The sequence below is a fragment of the Cerasibacillus sp. genome (genome assembly GCF_036516575.1).
Lineage (GTDB): Bacteria > Bacillota > Bacilli > Bacillales > Amphibacillaceae > Cerasibacillus.
The window spans coordinates 23066-45577 of record NZ_DATBTY010000023.1 but is presented as its reverse complement, the minus strand read 5'-3'; the positions used below and the strand labels follow the sequence as shown (position 1 = coordinate 45577).

22 protein-coding genes, 1 pseudogene and 1 other annotated feature are annotated in these 22512 nt (G+C 36.9%); of the genes and pseudogenes, 22 read left to right on the top strand and 1 reads right to left on the bottom strand.

The features are described from left to right. The first annotated feature begins 27 nt into the window (after positions 1-27). From spoIIGA to pyrE, 22 genes and pseudogenes are all read left to right on the top strand, one after another. Positions 28-957: a sigma-E processing peptidase SpoIIGA gene (gene spoIIGA / locus VIG73_RS03765; protein WP_331639195.1), complete on the top strand. Its 930-nt coding sequence runs from the start codon at positions 28-30 to the stop codon at positions 955-957. Positions 958-971: 14 nt separating this feature from the next. Beyond that, positions 972-1691 carry an RNA polymerase sporulation sigma factor SigE gene (sigE, locus tag VIG73_RS03760; RefSeq protein ID WP_331639194.1) on the top strand — a complete coding sequence of 240 codons (720 nt, stop codon included), beginning with the start codon at positions 972-974 and terminating at the stop codon, positions 1689-1691. 121 nt (positions 1692-1812) lie between these two features. Then, positions 1813-2595 (top strand): RNA polymerase sporulation sigma factor SigG, encoded by a 783-nt coding sequence (sigG, locus tag VIG73_RS03755; protein WP_331639193.1) that lies wholly within the window; start codon positions 1813-1815, stop codon positions 2593-2595. Positions 2596-2702: 107 nt separating this feature from the next. After that, a complete protein-coding gene (locus tag VIG73_RS03750) occupies positions 2703-2945 on the top strand; it encodes a YlmC/YmxH family sporulation protein (protein ID WP_331639192.1) in 243 nt (80 codons plus the stop codon). A 55-nt stretch (positions 2946-3000) separates the two neighbouring features. Beyond that, positions 3001-3810 carry a peptidoglycan editing factor PgeF gene (gene pgeF / locus VIG73_RS03745; RefSeq protein WP_331639191.1) on the top strand — a complete coding sequence of 270 codons (810 nt, stop codon included), beginning with the start codon at positions 3001-3003 and terminating at the stop codon, positions 3808-3810. 28 nt (positions 3811-3838) lie between these two features. After that, the gene (locus VIG73_RS03740) at positions 3839-4510 is read left to right on the top strand and encodes a YggS family pyridoxal phosphate-dependent enzyme (RefSeq protein WP_331639190.1); all 672 of its coding nucleotides are present in this window, start codon (positions 3839-3841) and stop codon (positions 4508-4510) included. A 30-nt stretch (positions 4511-4540) separates the two neighbouring features. Further along, positions 4541-4957 (top strand): cell division protein SepF, encoded by a 417-nt coding sequence (locus VIG73_RS03735; RefSeq protein ID WP_331639189.1) that lies wholly within the window; start codon positions 4541-4543, stop codon positions 4955-4957. A gap of 3 nt (positions 4958-4960) precedes the next feature. Further along, entirely contained in the window at positions 4961-5242 is a 282-nt protein-coding gene (locus tag VIG73_RS03730; RefSeq protein WP_331639188.1) for a YggT family protein, read from the top strand. An 11-nt stretch (positions 5243-5253) separates the two neighbouring features. Then, on the top strand, positions 5254-6030 hold the full coding sequence (locus VIG73_RS03725; protein WP_331639187.1) for an RNA-binding protein: 777 nt from the start codon (positions 5254-5256) through the stop codon (positions 6028-6030). 46 nt (positions 6031-6076) lie between these two features. Further along, the gene (locus tag VIG73_RS03720) at positions 6077-6577 is read left to right on the top strand and encodes a DivIVA domain-containing protein (RefSeq protein WP_331639186.1); all 501 of its coding nucleotides are present in this window, start codon (positions 6077-6079) and stop codon (positions 6575-6577) included. Positions 6578-6628: 51 nt separating this feature from the next. Next, positions 6629-6865 (top strand) — a binding site (T-box leader). 45 nt (positions 6866-6910) lie between these two features. Then, positions 6911-9676: an isoleucine--tRNA ligase gene (gene ileS / locus VIG73_RS03715; RefSeq protein ID WP_331639185.1), complete on the top strand. Its 2766-nt coding sequence runs from the start codon at positions 6911-6913 to the stop codon at positions 9674-9676. 294 nt (positions 9677-9970) lie between these two features. Beyond that, positions 9971-10435 carry a signal peptidase II gene (gene lspA / locus VIG73_RS03710; RefSeq protein ID WP_331639184.1) on the top strand — a complete coding sequence of 155 codons (465 nt, stop codon included), beginning with the start codon at positions 9971-9973 and terminating at the stop codon, positions 10433-10435. After that, a complete protein-coding gene (locus VIG73_RS03705; protein ID WP_331639183.1) occupies positions 10432-11343 on the top strand; it encodes an RluA family pseudouridine synthase in 912 nt (303 codons plus the stop codon). Before lspA ends, VIG73_RS03705 begins: the two co-directional genes overlap by 4 nt. A gap of 161 nt (positions 11344-11504) precedes the next feature. Then, complete coding sequence (pyrR, locus tag VIG73_RS03700) at positions 11505-12056, top strand: bifunctional pyr operon transcriptional regulator/uracil phosphoribosyltransferase PyrR (protein ID WP_331639182.1); 552 nt, start codon at positions 11505-11507, stop codon at positions 12054-12056. A 137-nt stretch (positions 12057-12193) separates the two neighbouring features. Next, positions 12194-13097, top strand: a pseudogene (locus VIG73_RS03695) (aspartate carbamoyltransferase catalytic subunit). After that, positions 13072-14355, top strand: a complete 1284-nt coding sequence (locus VIG73_RS03690) for a dihydroorotase (RefSeq protein ID WP_331639180.1) — start codon at positions 13072-13074, stop codon at positions 14353-14355. Before VIG73_RS03695 ends, VIG73_RS03690 begins: the two are co-directional and overlap by 26 nt. Beyond that, entirely contained in the window at positions 14348-15451 is a 1104-nt protein-coding gene (locus VIG73_RS03685) for a carbamoyl phosphate synthase small subunit (RefSeq protein ID WP_331639179.1), read from the top strand. Before VIG73_RS03690 ends, VIG73_RS03685 begins: the two co-directional genes overlap by 8 nt. Then, the gene (gene carB / locus VIG73_RS03680) at positions 15438-18638 is read left to right on the top strand and encodes a carbamoyl-phosphate synthase large subunit (RefSeq protein WP_331639178.1); all 3201 of its coding nucleotides are present in this window, start codon (positions 15438-15440) and stop codon (positions 18636-18638) included. Before VIG73_RS03685 ends, carB begins: the two co-directional genes overlap by 14 nt. Further along, the gene (locus VIG73_RS03675; protein ID WP_331639177.1) at positions 18635-19390 is read left to right on the top strand and encodes a dihydroorotate dehydrogenase electron transfer subunit; all 756 of its coding nucleotides are present in this window, start codon (positions 18635-18637) and stop codon (positions 19388-19390) included. Before carB ends, VIG73_RS03675 begins: the two co-directional genes overlap by 4 nt. Continuing rightward, positions 19387-20328 carry a dihydroorotate dehydrogenase gene (locus VIG73_RS03670; RefSeq protein ID WP_331639176.1) on the top strand — a complete coding sequence of 314 codons (942 nt, stop codon included), beginning with the start codon at positions 19387-19389 and terminating at the stop codon, positions 20326-20328. The genes VIG73_RS03675 and VIG73_RS03670 overlap by 4 nt, the downstream gene beginning before the upstream one ends. Further along, a complete protein-coding gene (gene pyrF / locus VIG73_RS03665; protein WP_331639175.1) occupies positions 20300-21010 on the top strand; it encodes an orotidine-5'-phosphate decarboxylase in 711 nt (236 codons plus the stop codon). Before VIG73_RS03670 ends, pyrF begins: the two co-directional genes overlap by 29 nt. Then, a complete protein-coding gene (gene pyrE, locus VIG73_RS03660) occupies positions 21003-21617 on the top strand; it encodes an orotate phosphoribosyltransferase (RefSeq protein WP_331639212.1) in 615 nt (204 codons plus the stop codon). Before pyrF ends, pyrE begins: the two co-directional genes overlap by 8 nt. 58 nt (positions 21618-21675) lie before the next feature. On the opposite strand, the gene VIG73_RS03655 is transcribed toward pyrE, so the two are convergent. Further along, positions 21676-22437, bottom strand: coding sequence for a class I SAM-dependent methyltransferase (locus VIG73_RS03655; protein ID WP_331639174.1), 762 nt, complete (start codon positions 22435-22437; stop codon positions 21676-21678). Positions 22438-22512 lie beyond the last annotated feature (75 nt).

The window sequence follows — 22512 nt, the reverse complement described above, 5'->3', positions numbered from 1 at the left end:
TTCGTTAGAGGGGTTGGGGAGTGTGGTATGTCAATATATTTAGATATTATTTGGTTACTCAATTTTTTTCTTGATGGCATGTTGTTAATGTTAACCCAATTATTAGCAAAGGAAGCAATCAAGAAATGGCGTATTCTAATTGGTGCATTTATCGCTTCATTACTTGTACCAATATCAATCTATGCACCAGATTCGTTTTTTACATCACCTGTTGGTAAATGTCTTTATTCTTTTCTGATCATCATCACCACTTTTGGATTTCATTCGATCCATCGTTTAATTAAACGCCTGTTGTTATTTTATTTTGTTTCATTTTCAATTGGAGGTGGTCTGATTGCAGTATATTTTATGATGAATCATGCGATTGTTATAACGGATCAAGGTTGGATGACTTTCCATAGTGGTTTAGGAGATCCGATTAGTTGGCTTTTCGTTATCATCGGATTTCCTATTTCTTGGTACTTTACAAAGAGTCGTATGGACAAGCACGCAATTGAGAAATTGCGCCATGATCAACTCTATTCAGTAGCCATTACAATTAAAAATAAGACTTATCAAACAATAGGTTATTTGGATAGTGGAAATCACTTAGTCGACCCACTTACAAAACGTTGTGTCGTTATTTGTGATTCCCAGTTTTTAAAACAATGGTTTACTAAAGAGGATTGGGATCATTTATTACATTCCTATTCCCAACTTAATATTCATGATATTCCAGAAGGTTGGGAATCTCTTGTTCATGTGATTCCATTTCATGGTGTATCGGGAAATGAGAATATTTTATTTGCCATACGCCCAACACAACTAACGTTTTCAAATCAAGAAAAACAAATGACAACAAACCACGTCTTAATCGGGATTCAGTTTGGTAAATTATCAAAAGACGGTAAGTACCATTGCTTATTACATCCATACTTGATGAAAGATAGCCATGCTGTATTAACCAAAATAGAGTAAGGGAGCTGAACGCATTGAAACGACTAAAGTTACGCTTGATGTTATGGTGGTATAAATTATTAATTAAACTCGGTATCAAATCTGATGAGATTTATTATATTGGTGGTAAAACGGCACTTCCTACTCCACTGACCAAGGAGGAGGAAGCTGAGTTATTAAAATTACTGGCAAAAGGAGACCAATCAGCACGTGCGGTGCTAATTGAGCGAAATCTCCGACTTGTTGTATATATTGCACGCAAATTTGAAAACACGGGCATAAATATTGAAGACCTCATTAGCATCGGAACAATTGGCCTGATTAAAGCAGTTAATACGTTTAATCCTGAACGCAAAATTAAATTAGCGACATATGCTTCAAGATGTATTGAAAACGAAATTTTGATGTATTTACGCCGCAATAATAAAACACGGGCAGAGATTTCATTCGATGAACCATTAAATATCGATTGGGATGGTAATGAGCTCTTGCTATCTGATGTGCTAGGAACGGATGAAGACTTAATTACGCGTGATTTGGAAGCAAAGGTAGATAAACATCTACTTAAAAATGCCTTAAAAAAGCTGAATGATCGTGAGAAGAAAATTATGGAATTACGCTTTGGTCTTATAGGTGAAGAAGAAAAAACACAAAAAGATGTGGCAGATATTTTAGGCATATCACAATCATATATATCACGGCTAGAAAAAAAGATTATAAAACGTCTTAAAAAGGAATTTAACAAAATGGTTTAATATAAGTCTGGTCTGATTTATCGTTGAGTAATAAAGAAAATGGTTTTTTATTCCTGCATAAAAACCCTTCTTGACGGAGATACTGTCCATAAACAGCAACTCCAATTTGGGAGGGTACAGAATGTCTAGACATAAAGTCGTTATATGTGGGGTAGATACATCAAAATTACCCGTCTTAAAAAACGAAGAAATGCGTGTTTTATTTAAAGAGATGCAATCTGGAGACTTGTCTGCACGGGAAAAACTAGTCAACGGAAATTTACGACTCGTATTAAGTGTCATTCAACGATTCAATAATCGAGGTGAAAATGCGGATGACCTGTTTCAAGTTGGTTGTATCGGTCTTATGAAGTCCATAGATAATTTTGATTTAAGTCATAATGTAAGGTTCTCTACGTATGCTGTACCTATGATTATCGGAGAAATACGGCGTTACTTAAGAGATAATAATCCGATTAGGGTTTCTCGCTCATTAAGAGATATTGCTTATAAAGCGCTTAAAGTGAGAGAAACGTTAATTAATCGAACATCTAAAGAACCAACACCAGCCGAAATTGCTGAAGAAATGGGTATTTCACATGCCGAAATTGTTTTTGCGCTTGATGCAATCCAAGATCCAATATCATTATTTGAGCCGATTTATAATGACGGGGGGGACCCCATCTATGTTATGGATCAAATCAGTGATGATAAAGAAGACGATTATTCATGGGTAGATATCCTTTCACTAAAGGAAGGAATTCACCGTTTAAATGAACGTGAAAAGCTAATTTTAAATAAACGATTTTTCCAAGGTAAAACACAAATGGAAGTTGCTGAAGAAATTGGTATTTCACAAGCTCAAGTATCCCGATTAGAAAAAGCGGCAATTCAACAAGTTAATAAAGAGATGTTTGAATCATAATGAAAAACAGGCAGTCATTTGCCTGTTTTTTTATTTGTGTTTAATCAGTTGATAACATTCATCTAAATTTGCCAAGTATGCATATATATAGTATGAGGTGAATCGTTATGATGACATTATCACAGCTCCAACAAAAAGAGGTCATTACAATCAATCGGGGGGAAAGACTCGGCTTTATCTCTGATTTGGAAATTGATTCTGATAGGGGGTATATTCTAGCGATTATTATTTTTTCGCGTGATGGTGGCCCTTTTTTTGGGAAGCATCAAGAAGTTGTCATCCCTTGGGAACAAATTATTACGATCGGTGAAGACATTATATTAGTAGAAGAAAAAGGTATACATGAATAAATAAGAATATGACAGTAAACTATGATAAACTAAAAGAAAAAAGGGAGCATTATAGATGGCTGATATATTTCAAAAGGCAGATTCAAATATTCTTCGGGTGATTCAATGGGAGAGACTTCATCCGGATTTATGTGTTGGTTTTACAACGAGAAATGGTGGTGTCAGTCAACCGCCATATGATACGTTAAATATGGGCTTACATGTATCAGATGAACCTGAACATGTTCTAATGAATCGTGAAAAAGTTAGTAAACAGCTTGGATTCCCCCTGGAAAACTGGGTACAAGGTCAACAAATACACGATTCCAACATTCATCTTATAGAATCAACTGATCGAGGTCGTGGATCATTTTCATATGACACATCGATTCGTCAAGTAGATGGTTTTATAACGAAAGAGACAGGAATTCTTTGTACAGCGGTATTTGCTGACTGTGTGCCGATTTTTTTCTTTGATCCGAAAACATCTTACATTGGGATTGCTCATGCCGGATGGCAAGGTACTGTTAAGCGGATTGCTGAACAAATGATTGTTAAATTCGTAGCACTTGGTGCCTATGCTGAAGACGTAAAAGTAGCAATTGGTCCTTGTATTTCGCAAGATAACTATGAAGTCGATCAACATGTTATGAACCGTATCCCTCAGGAATATCATAAGAGCGTTGCTATTCCGACGAAAGAACGAAAATATCTCTTGGATTTAAAACAATTGAATATGGACATACTTTTGCAAAGTGGTGTGCTTCGTACTAATATAGAGGTAACTAATTATTGTACCTATCGTCACAGAGGTCTTTTTTATTCTCATCGTCGTGAACAAGGACGAACAGGTAGAATGATTGGCTTTATAGGTTATAAATCGTGACGAAGGGTGGAAAGGGTAGAGGAATTTTATGAGAATACGGGAAAATTTGCAAGCGATTCAAGATCATATCCAAGAAGCATGTAAAAAAAGTGGTCGACAAACGAATGAAATAACAATCATTGCCGTAACAAAATATGTTACAATAGAGCGTGCGAAGGAAGCCATTGAAAGTGGAATCATTCATCTAGCCGAAAATCGTACGGATGGTTTTTTAGAAAAGTACGAAGAGATTAAGGACGATGCAAAATGGCACTTTATCGGTACACTTCAATCGAGAAAAACACGTGATGTCGTTAATAAAGTAGTCGCTATTCATTCACTAGATCGAAAATCTTTAGCAAAAGAAATTGAAAAGCGAGCCGAAAAACGTGTAGACTGTTTCGTGCAAGTGAATGTTAGTGAAGAGGAAAGTAAACATGGATTAGCGGTTAAAGACGTGATTCCGTTCATTAAGCATCTAGAAAACTATGAGAAAATCCGTGTAGTCGGATTAATGACCATGGCTCCACATACAGATGATGAGGACGAGATAAGACGTGTCTTTCGTAAGTTACGACAGCTAAGGGATGACGTCCGGAGCATGAATTTACCATATGCACCATGTTTATATTTATCAATGGGTATGAGCAATGATTATAAAATTGCGATTGAAGAAGGGGCAACACATATCCGGATTGGCTCTAGACTCGTCGGTCAATAGGAAATCATGCTCTAATAAGGAGAGATAATATTGAGTTTGAAAAATAAGATTAAATCTCTTTTTGAAACAGGTGAAGAATATGTTGAGGTCGATGTTCCGGATAATGTTGAGAGGGATGAAAGAGAGTCACAGACAGTCGTTAATTTAACACGATTACAAGAAGCGACAACTAAGATGATCTTATGTGAGCCGCGTACATATAGTGAAGCACAAGAAATTGCAGATCATATCCGTAACCGTCGTTCAGTCGTGATTAACTTACAGCAATTGGAGCATGAACAAGCACTGCGCATCATTGATTTTATGAGTGGTACAGTTTATGCGCTTAATGGACAGATTCAAAAACTTGGTACAGAAACATTTCTTTGTACTCCGGATAATGTTGATGTATCTGGGTCAATTTCTGATACAGTATCAGAGGAAGTTGAATTTAACAGAGGGTGGTAGTATATGATTTTACAGCAAATATTTCAGCTATTAAGTACAGCAATGCTTATTTATGGCTATTTACTTATTATTTATATCTTTATGTCTTGGTTTCCAGGTGCGAGGGAGTCATCATTCGGTATTTTTTTAGGACGAATTAGTGAACCATATTTAGAAGTATTTCGTCGTTTTATTCCACCACTTGGTATGATTGACTTTTCCCCAATTGTTGCTATTCTAATTCTGAACTTTGCAAGAACATACGGCTTGTCAGCCTTATTTAGTTTTTTATATCAAATGTTCTAGAGGAAATATAAATGAGTATTTATCAACATTTTCGGGAAGAGGAACAACCATTTATTGACCAAGTGTTATCATGGAAGGAAATGGTCGAACGTACATATCAGCCTAAATTAACCGATTTTTTAGACCCTCGTCAATGCCGAATTATAAATACCTTAATTCCTGATACTGAACATGAATTAAAAGTTTTAGAATATGGTGGGGGTAAGGATACTGAGCGAAAACGTGTTTTAATTGCACCATATTACGAAACGGTTGTAGAAAATGATTTTAACCTCTCACTAATTGAAACGACTTTTCCAGAGAAATTTGTTACCATATCACATAAAGATGTGTTAGGCGCATTTTTATCTTTAGGAATTGTACGTGATAAATTAGGAGATATTGTTATAATCGACGGGACAGTTCAACTTGTAATCGCTCAAGAAATTGCTCTTTTTGTAAAAATGAATTTAACGCAAATAAAACGCGCCACTGTCAAATTTTACGAAAAACCATTGAGTGAAAGAATTCAGAGTGTTGAACAATGGATTAAGTCAACAGCAACGGTTACTTCGCTAAGACTGGATAATGTCGTTAAAGAAATATATAATATATCTAGAAAAGATGCTAGACAGGCTATTTTAAAGCAACTCGTTAAAGTGAATTTTAAAACGATAGACGATGCGAAATTCTTACTTGAAGAAGGGGACCTTATTTCCTTTAGAGGAAAAGGAAGAAGTAAGCTTGTTGAAATCTTAGGAGAAACAAGAAAAGGAAAAACAAGAATTATAACGGCAAGACTCAATTAAAAGGAAACATAAAATTACTCTAAAGATGACATTAGGAGGTGTCTTCATGTCTTTAACACCACTTGATATTCATAATAAACAATTTACTAAAAGTTTTCGTGGGTTTGATGAAGACGAAGTTAATAAGTTTTTAGATCAGGTTATGAAAGACTATGAAGCTGTTATTCGTGAGAAAAAAGACTATCAAGACAAAGTTGCGCAATTAAATGAACGGTTGAGTCACTTTACTAATATTGAAGAAACGCTAAATAAATCGATTTTAGTTGCCCAAGAAACAGCAGAAGAAGTAAAAGGTAATGCCATGAAAGAAGCAAAACTCATTGTTAAAGAAGCAGAGAAAAATGCCGATCGTATCATCAATGAAGCTTTAACAAAAGCTCGTACGATTGCTATTGAAGTAGAAGAATTAAAAAAACAAGCTAAAGTATTTCGTACACGTTTGAAAATGTTAGTTGAAGCGCAACTCGATATGGTAAATACGGATGATTGGGAAGAATTATTAGACACAGAACTGATTGATGATGAACTTGTCAAGGTTGAAGGTTAACTTCTTGACGGAATCGTATTTATTGCATATAATACTAAAAAAACAGAAACATTTTATGTGATGACGGAGACAGTATAAAGGTAATGGCTGTTCAGCGAGTCAGGAAATGGTGGAAGCCTGATGCAGACATACGTTTAGAAGATCCCTCCCGAGCAGCTCGTTTGAAATGAGTAGAACTGGCCGGTTGATAGACGTTATAAATCATTATGAGTGAATTTAAAGACGATATTGTTAAAAACTAAGGCTTTAAATTAAAAGGGTGGTACCGCGAGTCTTCTCGTCCCTTATAGGGATGTGAAGGCTTTTTATTTTATATTTTAAGGAGGACTTGAAATGGAATATAAACAAACACTTTTATTACCAAAAACAAAATTTCCAATGCGTGGTAATTTGCCGAATAAAGAACCTGTACGTCGTCAAAAATGGGATGACATGAAACTATATGAACAACAACTAGAACGAACAAAAGGTCGCCCATTATTTATCTTGCATGATGGGCCACCATATGCGAATGGGGATTTACACATTGGTCATGCGCTGAATCAGATTTTAAAGGATTTTATTGTTCGTTATAAATCAATGTCAGGTTTCCATGCCCCATATATTCCTGGTTGGGACACACATGGACTGCCGATTGAAACAGCATTAACAAAAAATAAGAAAGTTGATCGCAAAAAAATGTCGGTCGCTGAATTTAGACAAAAATGTGCCGAATATGCACTTGATCAAGTTGAACGCCAACGCGAGCAACGTAAACAACTCGGTGCGACTGGTGATTGGAAAAATCCGTATCTTACATTGAAAAACGAATATGAAGCGGCTCAAATTAGAGTGTTTGGAGAGATGGCGAAAAAAGGCTATATTTATAAAGGCTTACGTCCAGTTTATTGGTCACCTTCTTCCGAATCCGCTTTAGCAGAAGCTGAAATTGAATATCATGATAAACGTTCACCATCGATCTATGTTTCATTTGATGTAATTGATGGTAAAGGTGTTTTACAGTCTGATGAAAAAATTATCATTTGGACAACGACACCATGGACGCTTCCAGCAAACTTAGGTATTGCTTTACACCCGCAATTAGAATATGTCGTCGTTCAAGTCGATGATGAAAAATATGTTGTTGCCCATGATTTACTAGAAAATATAACAAAAGAATTAGATTGGGATAATCCACAGGTTTTAAGATCATTTAAAGGTGAAGAAGCTGACCGTGTTGTAGCAAAACATCCATTCTATGATCGTGAATCTTTAGTCATGTTAGGAGAACATGTGACAACTGATTCGGGTACAGGTTGTGTTCACACTGCTCCGGGACACGGGGAAGATGACTTCAATATTTCCAAAGCATATGGGATTGATCCAATTAGCCCAGTTGATGATAAAGGCGTCTTTACAGATGAAGCACCCGGGTTTGAAGGGGTATTTTATGATCATGCGAATAAGATGATTACCGAAAAGTTAGAAGAAGTGGGTGCACTTTTAAAGCTAAGCTTCATTACACACTCTTATCCGCATGATTGGCGAACAAAGAAACCAATTATTTTCCGAGCAACACCACAATGGTTCGCATCGATTAAAGATTTCCGAGATAATATCTTAGAAGAAATCAAAGGTGTGAAATGGTATCCTAAATGGGGTGAAACCCGTCTCTACAACATGGTACGTGACCGTGAAGATTGGTGTATTTCACGTCAACGGACATGGGGGGTACCAATTCCAGTCTTTTATGGAGAAGATGGCACAGCAATTATTACAGAAGAAACGATTGACCATGTAGCTAAATTGTTTAAAGAACATGGGTCAAATATTTGGTTTGAATGGAGTGCAGAAGACTTACTTCCAGAAGGCTTTACATCTGAACATAGTCCAAATGGTCAATTTACGAAAGAAATGGATATTATGGACGTATGGTTCGATTCTGGTTCATCACACGAGGCTGTTCTTTTACATCGTGAAGACCACCGTCGTCCGGCTGATGTCTATTTAGAAGGTACAGATCAATATCGTGGATGGTTTAACTCTTCATTATCAACTTCTGTGGCAGTAAGTGGTAAAGCCCCATATAAAAGCGTTATTAGCCATGGTTTCGTCATGGATGGGGACGGTAAGAAAATGAGTAAATCTCTAGGAAATATTATTGCTCCATCAAAGGTCATCAAACAATACGGGGCAGACATTTTACGTTTATGGGTAGCTTCTGTTGATTATCAGGCTGATGTGAGAATCTCTGATAATATTTTACAACAAACATCTGAAGCATATCGAAAAATTCGTAATACATTCCGTTTTATTTTAGGAAATTTAACAGATTTTAATCCAGAGATAGACCGTGTGCCAGAAGCTGAAATGGAAGAGATAGACCGTTATATGTTATATCGTTTCCAAGAGCTTGTAGAAGATGTGCATGAGAGTTATAAGGTATATCAATTTTCACCAGTCTTCCATCGCATTCATAATTTCTGTGCAGACGATTTAAGTTCATTCTATTTAGACTTTGCTAAAGATATTTTATATATCGAGGCAGTAGATCATAAACGTCGCCGTAGCATTCAAACAGCTTACTATGAGATTGTTGTTTCATTAGCGAAACTAATAGCACCGATTATTCCACATACAGCTGAAGAAGTTTGGGAACATATTCCGGGAGCTTTAGAAAAAGCTGAAACAGTATTATTAACAGATTTACCAACAAAACGTGAGATTGCAAATTTTGCTGAAAAAGAAAAAGAAAAATGGGATCATTTCATGGCTGTTCGTGATGATGTGTTGAAGGCGCTTGAAGAAGCACGTGAAACGAAAATGATCGGAAAACCACTAGAGGCAAAAATAACGATTGTACCAAAAGAAGAAAGAACACACGAATTGTTAAAATCAATTCCATTTGTTCATCAGCTCTTTATCGTTTCCGGATTAGAATTGAAAGAAGCAGATGAAGAAGCAAAAGAATATCAACATGTTGCGATTAAAGTTGAAAAACATCCAGGTGAAACATGTGAACGTTGCTGGGTCATTTCAGAAACAGTTGGTGAGGATGAAAAGCATCCAAACCTCTGTAGCCGTTGTAGTGATGTTGTGAATGAGCATTATACAGTATAAAAATAAAAATGAAGCTGGGACATAACTAGCTAAAATAACTTAAAAAGGTTCCAATCATCGGTTTTGATGAATGGAACCTTTTTGTTTGATTTTCGTTATCTTTTGCTGGAGTTTTGCTTTTTCTCAAGTTTATCTCCATAAACGCAAAAAATGTTTTTCATCGTGAAATTGATTTATTTAATTACAATTCACAGGTGTTTTATTTCAGCTTTTTTTAATTTAAAAAGAGAAAGCGTGATTCATTTGTGGTAAAATCGATAATAATGATAGCGTAACAGATGTGGAGGAAAAGTTATGATTTGGTTTTATTTAATCGCTTTAGTTGTTATCGGGCTCGACCAATTTACTAAATGGATTGTTGTAACGAAGATGGACCTGTACGAACAGATTCCCGTTATAAAAGGATTTTTTTATATTACGTCACACCGTAACCGAGGGGCAGCATGGGGAATTCTTCAAGATCAAATGCTCTTCTTTTATATTGTAACAGTGATAGTCATCATTGGAATCATATATCTACTACATAAATATGGCCGATATCAAAAGCTGATGGCCTTAGCATTAAGTCTCATATTAGGTGGAGCGATTGGAAACTTTATCGATCGTCTTTTTCACAAAGAAGTAGTCGACTTTTTAGACTTTATTATTTTTAAATATGATTATCCAATTTTTAATATTGCAGATTCAGCCTTAGTCGTTGGGGTTATTCTATTAATCATTGTCACTCTAAAAGAAGAAAAAAGAAAGGAAAACGTATGATGAAGCAATATCGTGTGCAGAATGATGGTTCTGGTAAACGGATTGATAAATTATTAACATTCATTGAACCCAATGTGTCAAGAAGTGAGATTCAATCATGGATTAAACAAGGGCATGTTACTGTAAATGATTCTGTTGTAAAAGCGAATTACAAATGTGTAGAAGGAGATACAATCGCTTGGACCATTCCAGAGAAACAAACATTAACGATTAAGGCAGAACATTTACCTCTCGAAATTGTTTATGAAGATGATGATATTATCGTTATTAACAAGCCGAGAGGGATGGTTGTTCACCCATCATCCGGTCATACAAGTGGAACATTAGTCAATGCTCTACTCTATCATTGTCATTCCGGATTATCGACATTAAGTGGCGAAGAACGTGCAGGTATTGTGCATCGAATCGACAAAGATACAAGCGGCCTCCTTGTCGTGGCGAAAACAAATGAAGCTCATAGAGAACTTCAGAAACAATTTAAAAATCGGCAAGTAAAGCGAAACTATGAAGCCATCGTTCACGGAGTCATTTCACATGATCATGGTTTAATTGATGCACCAATCGGGCGTGATCCTAAACAACGGCAAAATATGGCCGTTGTTGACGACGGAAGACATGCGGTGACACATTTTCGCGTCATCAAGCGTTATGGAGAATTTACCCATATTGAATGTCAATTGGAAACAGGAAGAACACATCAAATCCGTGTTCATATGAAATATATAAATCATCCAATTGTTGGTGATCCAAAGTATGGCCCCCGTAAACCATTTGTTAAGTTTGGCCAAGTTTTGCACGCCCGTTCCCTAGAGTTTACCCATCCGATAACGGAAGAACATTTATCTTTTGAATCAGACCTTCCTGGGGATTTTCATGGGGTATTAAATCGGCTTAATAAAATGACTTGACATCGAAACTCAAGTTTGTCATAATTAGCATGGAATATAAAAGACCTTTAACATTAGTCCCGTGAGGCTATAAAGGAAACGGATGTAAGACTAAATGTATGCCCAAAAATCCCTTTCCCCTCATGGATAAGGGATTTTTTCATGAAAGGGTGGTGTTAAACATGCAGAAGAAAAATGTTCTCCTCGATGAGGCAACGATTAACCGTTCATTAACACGAATTGCCCATGAAATTTTAGAAAAGAATAAAGGTGGCGTTGACCTTGTACTTGTTGGAATTAAGACGAGAGGTGTGCCACTAGCAAAACGTTTACAAGAGAAAATTAAACAAATCGAAGGTATTAATGTTCCGATTGGTGAACTAGACATTACGCTTTACCGTGATGATTTACAAAAGGCTGTACATGGAGATGACCCGCAAATTAAAGAAACGAATATTGAGACAGATATAACAGGGAAGAAGGTCATTCTAGTGGACGATGTCTTATATACGGGAAGAACGGTAAGAGCTGCGATGGATGCAGTCATTGATTTAGGAAGACCGTCAGCAATCCAACTAGCCATTCTTGTCGATCGTGGTCACCGTGAATTACCAATACGTGCAGATTATGCAGGGAAAAATATCCCAACTTCCGAACAAGAAGTTGTCTTTGTCCGCCTGCAAGAAATCGATCAGGTAGATGAAGTGGCTTTATATAAAAATAAAATAACTTGACCTTTAAGAAAATCCAGAGAGGTTTTTAAGGTCGCTTTGTAATAACGTAAGTGATATAGCTTACGTGTACCCCTTTGCGACCTTTAAGCAAAGGGGTTTTATTTATGTCATGAAAAATTGAAGTGGAGGGTAAAAAGATGCATTTTCTATCAGTAGAACAATTGACTAAACAAGAGATTTTCGATTTAATTCACCAAGCTAAAACATTTAAGACAGATGTTAAACCATTTACTCAACAGCTATTTGCTGCTAATTTATTTTTTGAACCAAGCACCCGAACAAAAATGAGCTTTACAGTTGCTGAGAAAAAATTAGGATTAGAAATACTTGATTTTAACCCTGATACATCAAGTGTAAAAAAAGGTGAAACACTTTACGATACGGTAAGAACATTAGAGGCAATTGGTGCTGACGTAGCTGTTATTCGCCATCATGATGATGATTGGCCTGAAACATTAACAAATCACATCTCCATTCCGATTATTAATGCTGGTGCGGGTAAGAAGGAACATCCAACACAATGTATGCTTGATTTATTTACGATTTATGAAGACTTTCATACCTTCCATGATTTACATGTCACCATTGTTGGTGATATCAAACATAGTCGTGTAGCTCATTCAAATGCGAAAGCACTTAAAAAACTCGGGGCAAACGTTCATTTATGTGCAGCATCAGACTTTAAAGATTTATCACTTGATTATCCATATATTGATATCGATGAAGCCGTTAAACAATCCGATGTCATCATGTTATTACGTATTCAACATGAGCGTCATCAGAACATAAGTGAAACAACTGATTATTTACAGACATACGGACTTACTGTTGAACGGGAGAAGATGATGAAAGACGACGCCATTATTCTCCATCCAGCACCAGTCAATCGCGGTGTTGAAATCGCTGATTCATTAGTGGAATGTGAGCGATCACGGATATTTAAACAGATGGAAAACGGTGTTTACATGCGTATGGCGATTATAAAAAAATTATTACAAAAACGGGGGATTGAATCATGAAAACAATTTTAAGAAATGCTAACCGAATTGTAGAAAACAATACAATGGAAACATGTGATGTACTAATAGAGAACCAAAAGATCATGAAAATCGCTGATCAGATTGATGAAATCGCTGATCATGTCATTGATTGTAAAGGTCATTTATTAATTCCCGGTTTGATTGATGTCCATGTCCATTTAAGAGAACCAGGCGGAGAAGAAAAAGAAACGATTTTAACAGGAACAAAAGCAGCTGCACGCGGTGGTTATACAACCGTATGCCCCATGCCAAATACGGATCCAGTACCTGATAGTGTTGATAAAATAGAAGCATTGTTTGAGAAAATTGAGCAAGATTCACAAGTTCGTGTTCTCCCCTATGCTTCAATAACAAAAGATTTAAAGGGGGAAGAATTAACAGATATTCAGGCTCTTACAAAAGCAGGTGTCTTTGCCTTTACAGATGATGGTGTCGGGATACAGACAGCAGATATGATGTATCGTGCGATGAAAGAAGCGAGCAAATACAATATGCCAATTGTTGCGCATTGTGAAGATAACTCAATCGTCTATGGTGGAGTTTGTCATGAAGGTGAAGTGAGTAAACGTCTTAATTTACCAGGGCATCATTCACTAACTGAATCACTACAAATTGCTAGAGATGTGCTACTTGCTGAAGCAACCGGTTGTCACTATCATGTCTGCCATATTAGTACTAAAGAATCTGTCCGCGTTGTTCGTGATGCTAAAAAAGCAGGTATTCATGTAACAGCAGAGGTCACACCACACCACCTCCTATTAAATGAAACAGATATTACTGAAGATGATGCTAATTTTAAAATGAATCCCCCGCTAAGAAGTAAGGAGGACCAAGAAGCATTAATAGAAGGGTTGCTTGATGGTACGATTGATTTTATCGCAACGGATCATGCACCACATACAGAAGCGGAAAAGAAACAAGGATTTTTACATGCACCATTTGGAATCGTAGGATTAGAAACAGCATTTCCATTACTTTATACACATCTTGTCAAGCCAAATAAAATTACATTACAACAGCTAGTTGATTGGATGACAGCTAAACCGGCCGACGTATTTAATCTTCCTTATGGAAGGCTTTTAGAAAATAAACCAGCCGATTTAACTCTGATAAATCTACATGAAAGTATGCCGATTGAAAGTCGTACATTTTATTCAAAAGGTAAAAACACCCCATTTAATGGTTGGGATGTCGCCGGATGGGCTATTATGACAATGGTAGATGGTGAGGTCGTATTCGAGGAGGGAAGCGATGAGTAAGTATCAACTCGTACTTGAGGATGGATCGGTATTTAAAGGAACCTTGTTCGGAAGTGCGGAAACAATGAATGGTGATGTTGTTTTTTATAATGGTATGACGGGATATCAAGAGATTATCTCAGATCCAGCAAATGCAGGGAAAATCATCGTTATGACACAGCCACTTGTCGGCAACTATGGGATCAACCGTGATGATTTTGAAACGTTAGATCCTTGTGTTAATGGTTTTATCGTGAAAGAAGTTAGTGATTATCCATCAAATTTCCGTTCAGAAGAAAGTCTGGATCAGTTTTTTAAAGCACATCATATTCCAGGAATTACTGGAATTGATACGCGTAAATTAGTTACCCATATTCGTAAACATGGTGTGATGAAAGGTCGAATCGCAAAAGCGCATGAAAAAGTTGCCGACATCGTTGAAAACCTACGTTCAACACGGGAACAAGCCGATTTAGTTAAACATGTTTCAACGGTCAAACCGTATATAATCCCAGGTAGAGGGACTCGAATTGTGCTTGTTGACTTAGGCATGAAACATGGCATCCTTCGTGAACTAACGAAACGCGACTGTCATATTACCGTCGTACCATATGATTATAGTTATGAAAAACTAATGCGTTTAAAGCCAGAAGGCGTTATGTTCTCAAACGGGCCAGGTCATCCAGAACATTTACCTGAATTGATTGATTTAATGAAACAACTACTAGGCCAGAAACCATTTTTTGCAATCGGTTTAGGCCATCTTCTGTTTGCATTAAGTATAGGAGCAACGATTGATAAGTTACCATATGGCCAACATGGGAACTATCCAGTTAAAACAGTGGCTAAAGATCAAGCGAATATGGTGTCTAAAACCCAGCTTTATACAGTTAATCCAAGCTCAATGAAAGCATTTGATGTAACTGTTAGCCATATAGGGGTTAATAGTCCGACGATTGAAGGATTAACACATCAGACATATCCTGCTTTTTCTGTGCAATTTAATCCTGAGAGTTCACCAGGACCAGAAGAGATGACTCATTTATTCGATTTATTCTTAGATAAGGTTAATCAGTTCCCAAGACATAAGGAGGAGACATCACATGCCGAAAAATAATTTAATCGAAAAAATACTCGTTATCGGTTCAGGACCAATTGTGATAGGGCAAGCGGCTGAATTTGATTACTCAGGTTCCCAAGCATGCCAAGCATTACGCGAAGAAGGCTATACGGTTATTCTAGCGAATTCAAATCCAGCAACGATTATGACTGACCATACCGTTGCCGATATCGTTTATATGGAACCGTTAACGGTTGAATTTTTAACGAAAATTATTCGCAAAGAAAAACCAGATGCGCTCTTACCTACTTTAGGTGGACAAACCGGATTAAATTTAGCGATTGAATTAGAGCGTACAGGTATTTTAAAAGAATATGATGTCACTCTTTTAGGAACACCATTAGAGGCCATTCAGAATGCAGAAGATCGGGAAAAATTCCGGAATCTCATGCAAGAATTAAATGAACCAATCCCAGAGAGTCGGATTGTTAATACGGTAGATGAAGCACTTCAATTTGCTGAGGAAATTGGTTATCCTCTAATCGTTCGCCCGGCCTATACATTAGGTGGTACAGGAGGCGGTATGTGTTATAACGAACAGGAATTAAAAAGTATTACCCGAAATGGGTTAGCCCTTTCGCCAGTGAATCAATGCCTTATTGAAAGAAATATCGCTGGTTTCAAAGAAGTTGAATATGAAGTGATTCGTGATCGTAAAGACCAAGCGATTGTTGTATGTAATATGGAAAATGTTGATCCCGTTGGTATTCATACAGGTGATTCCATCGTCGTTGCGCCTTCACAAACGCTTAGTGACCGAGAACATCAAATGTTAAGAACGGCTTCACTCAAAATCATTAAAGCTTTAAAAATAGAGGGTGGATGTAATGTTCAATTAGCCTTAGACCCTCATAGTTTTAATTATTATGTCATTGAAGTTAATCCACGTGTTAGCCGATCATCAGCTTTAGCATCAAAAGCAACTGGCTACCCAATCGCTAAAGTAGCAGCTAAAATTGCAATCGGCATGACACTTGATGAAATTGTCAACCCGATTACTGGCTCAACATCGGCCTTTTTCGAACCGGCATTAGATTATGTCGTAACAAAAATCCCACGCTTCCCATTTGATAAATTTGTAAATGGTGATCGGACACTTGGAACACAAATGAAAGCAACAGGAGAGATCATGTCGATTGGTCGTACGTTCGAAGAATCTTTATTAAAAGGTATCCGTTCACTAGATTTAGGTACTGAAGAATGTCATTTAAATGGGTTGGAAGATGAACCGCTGTTTGAATTGGAAAAACGCTTAAAAAAGGCAGATGATGAAAGAATTTTTATTATAGCGGAAGTATTACGCCGCGGGCTATCCATTGAAGACATTCATGCCATGACAAAAATTGATTTGTTTTTCCTCTATAAAATAGAAAAACTAATTCGACTGGAGCGTGAATTAATAGAAAATAAGACATCTCTTCATTGGCTGCAACGAGCTAAGGAGGCCGGATTCTCTGATCAGGCGATTGCAAGACTTTGGGAAATGTCTCGAAAAGAGGTGTATGAGCTACGACAAGAAGCAAATATTCAACCTGTCTTTAAGAAAGTTGATACATGTGCAGGTGAATTTAGTTCAGAAGCGTCATATTTTTATAGTACATTCGATGAGGAAAATGAATCACTTCCGTCAAATCGCGAAAAAATTTTAGTGCTCGGTTCGGGACCCATTCGGATTGGTCAAGGAATTGAATTCGATTATGCTACTGTTCATTCGGTCCAAGCCATTCAAGAGATGGGTTATGAAGCCATAATTATGAACAATAATCCAGAAACGGTATCAACTGATTATAGTATTTCAGATAAGCTTTATTTTGAACCATTAACACTTGAAGATGTATTACATGTTATTGAATTAGAGCAACCTAAAGGTGTGATCGTCCAATTTGGTGGGCAAACAGCGATTAATCTAGCTGCAGGATTAGAAGAACATGGTGTAACAATCCTAGGTACAAATTTAGAAGCGATTGACCGAGCAGAAGACCGTGATAAATTCGAATTGCTTTTAGATGAACTTGATTTGCTTCGCCCAAAAGGAAAAGCAGTGATTGAATTAGACCAAGCAATTGAAGTAGCTAATATGATTGGCTATCCAGTTCTTGTTCGTCCATCATATGTAATCGGTGGCAGTCGAATGGAAATTGTTTACAATGATGATGAACTATTAAGTTATTTAAATAAGACTGAAGGCTTTAATAATGAACATCCTGTTCTTATCGACAAATACTTAACTGGTATTGAAGTAGAAGTTGATGCCATCAGTGATGGTGAAACAACAATTATCCCAGGAATTATGGAACATATCGAACGAGCAGGTGTTCATTCTGGGGATTCAATTGCTGTCTATCCACCACAACGCATGAGTGAAGCAGTAAAACAAAAATGTTTAGATGCCTCAGTTAAATTAGCAGAAGCATTACATGTAAGAGGCTTAATTAATATACAGTTTATTATTCGCAATGATGATGTCTATGTTCTTGAAGTTAATCCGCGAGCAAGCCGAACGATTCCATTTTTAAGTAAAATCACAGGTGTTACCATGGCGAACATCGCAACAAAATGTATTTTAGGAACGCGACTTCGTGATTTAGGATTTAAAACAGGATTACTAGAAGAAGTTGATTATGTATCAGTTAAAGTTCCTGTCTTCTCATTTGAGAAACTACGTAGTGTTGATGCGATTTTAGGCCCAGAAATGAAATCGACAGGAGAAGCAATTGGTTATGATCAAACGTTAGAAAAGGCCCTTTACAAAGGTCTCATGGCTTCCGGGCTTTCGATCCCACAAGAAGGCTCTGTCCTTTTAACTGTAGCGGATAAGGATAAACGAGAACTTTCAACAATTGCTAAGCGATTCCACGAATTAGGATTTAATTTATATGCTACAAAGGGAACCGCAGAATTTATTCAAAGTCTAGGAATCGACGTGATAGAGGTTGAGAAAATCGGTTCCAATGAGCCGAACGTTTTATCCATTATTGATTCGGGTGACGTTCAATTCGTTATTAATACGTTAACATCTGGGAAACAACCACGATCTGATGGTTTTCGTATTCGTCGTGAATCTGTTGAGCATGGAATACCTTGCTTAACCAACTTAGATACAGCTGATGCGATCTTGAATGTGATTGAATCCACGACATTTAGTGCCAAACCGATTACAGAAAAAGAGGTCATAAATCGATGAGAAAAAAACAGATGATGCATGTTTCAAAGGTAACGTCGATTGCTCTAGATACAGTCGAAATGGTCTTAAAAAATAAAGAAGTTTCTCAAACAGCAGTACCGGGACAGTTTCTACATATCGCTGTCCCTGGTCATACATTAAGAAGGCCCGTTTCGATTGCCGATGTTAATCGTGATGACGATACGATTACGATTCTATTTAAAACAATTGGAACAGGAACTAAAGAGCTTGCTTCCGTAAAACAAGGGTCAGAATTAGATGTGCTTGGCCCGAATGGGAATGGTTTTCCGGTCGACACAATTAAACCTTCAACTGTTCTTTTAATTGGGGGAGGTATTGGTGTTCCACCTCTCTATTACTTGGCGAAATCATTAGCTGAAAAAGGTTGTCACGTCATTTCTGTACTCGGTTTCCAAACGAAAGATTACGTATTTTACGAGGATCAGTTTAAAGCGATTGGAAAAACATATATCGTAACAGATGATGGTTCTTATGGACATAAAGGACTCGTAACAGATGTATTGAGTGATATCGGTTCATTTGAAACGTATTTTTCATGTGGTCCATTACCGATGTTAAAGGCAGTACGCCATCATTTAAAAGATACACCTGGCTATCTATCATTGGAAGAGCGAATGGGATGTGGAATCGGAGCTTGCTATGCTTGTGTCATTCCAACAAATGATGAGGTAGGATATAAAAAAATCTGTCAACATGGTCCTGTTTTTAAAAGTGAGGAGGTACAATTATGACGAATAGCTTAGCGGTTAATTTACCGGGCTTATCATTAAAAAACCCCGTCATGCCTGCTTCCGGCTGTTTCGGTTTTGGTAGAGAATACAGCCAGTATTATGACTTATCAAAGCTCGGTGCAATCATTATGAAAGCAGCAACAGGAACGAAACGGTTTGGCAATCCAACACCGCGTGTTGCTGAAACGGCATCAGGCATGTTAAATGCGATCGGTTTGCAAAATCCAGGTGTTGATGAAATCATTCGAACGGAAGTTCCATTCTTAGCTGCATACGATACGAACATCATAGCCAATGTTGCTGGAAGTACGATTGAAGAATATGTTTATGTTGCAGAAACATTTAATCAAGCAGCTGATGTAGATGCTTTAGAGTTGAATATTTCATGTCCGAATGTCAAAGAAGGTGGGATTCAATTTGGGACAGATGCTGACATGGCTGCACGGATAACAGAAAAAGTTAAACGAGCGAGTCAAAAGCCCGTTTATGTCAAATTGTCACCAAATGTAACAGATATTGTTACAATGGCTAAAGCTGTTGAAGCAGCTGGTGCTGATGGCTTATCAATGATTAATACATTAACAGGCATGCAGATTCATTTACCGAGTTGTAAACCACTCCTAGCTAATCAAACAGGTGGTTTAAGTGGTCCGGCTATTAAACCGATAGCGGTTCGTATGATTTATGAAGTGAAACAACATGTGAATATACCAATCATCGGTATGGGTGGGATTCAAACAGCCGAAGAAGTGTTGGAATTTTTACTGGCAGGAGCAAATGCAGTCGCTGTCGGTACAGCAAACTTCCAAAATCCACTCGTCTGTGTTGAAATTATTGAACAACTACCTGCAATCCTTAAAAAGTACGGATTTAAATCGGTTAATGATGCCGTAGGGAAGGGGATAATGTATGATAAATCCAATATTTCTTGCCCTTGATTTCCCGACATGGCAAGAAGCGAAACAATTTATTGACATGAATGAACTTCAAGGTGTTCCGGTTAAAGTAGGAATGGAATTATTTTATCGTGAAGGTCCCCATGTGATAGAAAAATTAAAAGCAGATAATCATCCGATTTTTTTAGATTTAAAATTACATGACATTCCAACAACGGTTATGCGAGCTATGCGAAACTTATCTGCACTTGGTGTTGATATCGTCAATGTTCACGCATTAGGCGGAAGTGAAATGATTAAATGGGCGAAAGAGGGCTTACTTCTTGGTGGTACTGGAAAAAACACAAAACTTATTGCGGTTACCATTTTAACATCGATGAGCGATAAGACGATGAATGATGAATTACGTTTAAATGGTACTGTAAATGAGGTAGCGAGCCACTTAGCAAATATTTCTTATCAAAGTGGTGCTGACGGTGTTGTCTGTTCAGTTCACGAGGCAAAGCAAATTAAACATGTTTGTGGATCAGATTTTCTAACTGTGACGCCAGGTATTCGCCTTAAACAATCAGATAAAAATGATCAAGAACGGATTGCAACACCGTTTGAAGCACGGGAAAAAGGGGCAGACATACTCGTAATAGGACGTAGTATTACAAAAGCGGAAGACCCTAGAAAAGCCTATGAACAAGCATTGGAGGAATGGAATCGTGGATATAAGTAAGGAAGTTGCTAAAGAGTTACTCGCTATAAAGGCTGTACAAATTAAACCGAATCCAGATGATTATTTCACATGGACATCAGGATTGAAATCACCCATTTATTGTGATAATCGTTTAACGATGTCTTATCCAAATGTTAGACAAAAAATTACGAAAGCATTTATTGATCTTCTCAATCGATTAGAATTAAAACCAGATTGTATTGCTGGATGTGCTACTGCAGGTATTCCGCATGCTGCATGGTTGGCAAGTGAACTCGATTTGCCGATGATATATATTCGCTCATCAGCTAAAAAGCACGGAAAAGGAAACCAAATTGAAGGAAAAATAGAAAAAGGTAAAAAAGTAATTGTTATTGAAGATCTTATTTCTACAGGTGGCTCTTCAATTGATGCTGCTATTGCTGCTAAAGAAGCAGGCTTTGATGTGATTGGTGTTTTAGCGATCTTTACTTACGGATTAGAGCAAGCAAAGAAAAACTTTGCTGAGAAGAATATTCAATATGACACAATCACATCGTTTGATTATCTAATCGATTTATTAAAGGAAAAGGGTGAAGTTGAGGAAGATGAGGTCATGTCACTATTAGCTTGGCGAAATTCCTTGTAGGATTTGCTTAAAAAATGTACAGACATTTCAAGTCTGTACATTTTTTTATAAAGAATAATTAATTTTTGTATAGAGCTGTCCATTCATCAATACTAAATGATTGTACGGAGCCGTTCGCCCATTTTACGCGATAATAGGATTTGATATTTTCACTCGCCCGACAAATAAAATCTGTCACTTTATTAATTTCATTCTCTGATTTTAGTGTTCGTTTTGTCCACTCATCATAGGGTAATTTTTTCTTGTTTTTTCTTTCTTTTATTAAGGTGAGTTGATTTTCGTTGAATAGCTTTTTCCATTCTGATATTTTAAGAGCTCGAACATGACTAACATCGCGTAATTTCTCTAACGAATTTATAAATTGATCTAAAAGACCATCTTCAGGAGCAACATTATCGATTAACATAAATTGACCTTGAGGCTTTAAGACGCGCTTTACTTCACGAATGAATCGATCTGGTTTAGGGAAGTGATGACTGGCAATTCGACATGTAATGATATCGAATGTAGAATCGAGGAATGGTAAATGTTCCGCATCAGCAATGCAATAATCAATATTATCAATGTTGGACAAATGCTTTGCTGTATTTTCAAGCATTTCTTTTGTTATATCAGAAGCAATGACTTTTTTTACATGTTTTGATAGCGCTTTTGCTACATGACCACCACCTGTGGCAATATCTAGAACGGTCATATTCGAAGTGGGCTGTAACCATTCAACTAAAAGTGATAAGTCATTCGGATTATTGTGTGTGCTACTAGTTAAATATTTCTCTTTGTTTTCCGCAAAAACTTTTCTAACTAAATATTTTTCTTCCAATTAAAAAACCTCCTTATTTTTAGAGTTTACCTTTCTGCTTAAGTATATGTTTTAGCATGTAATAAATAAAATACT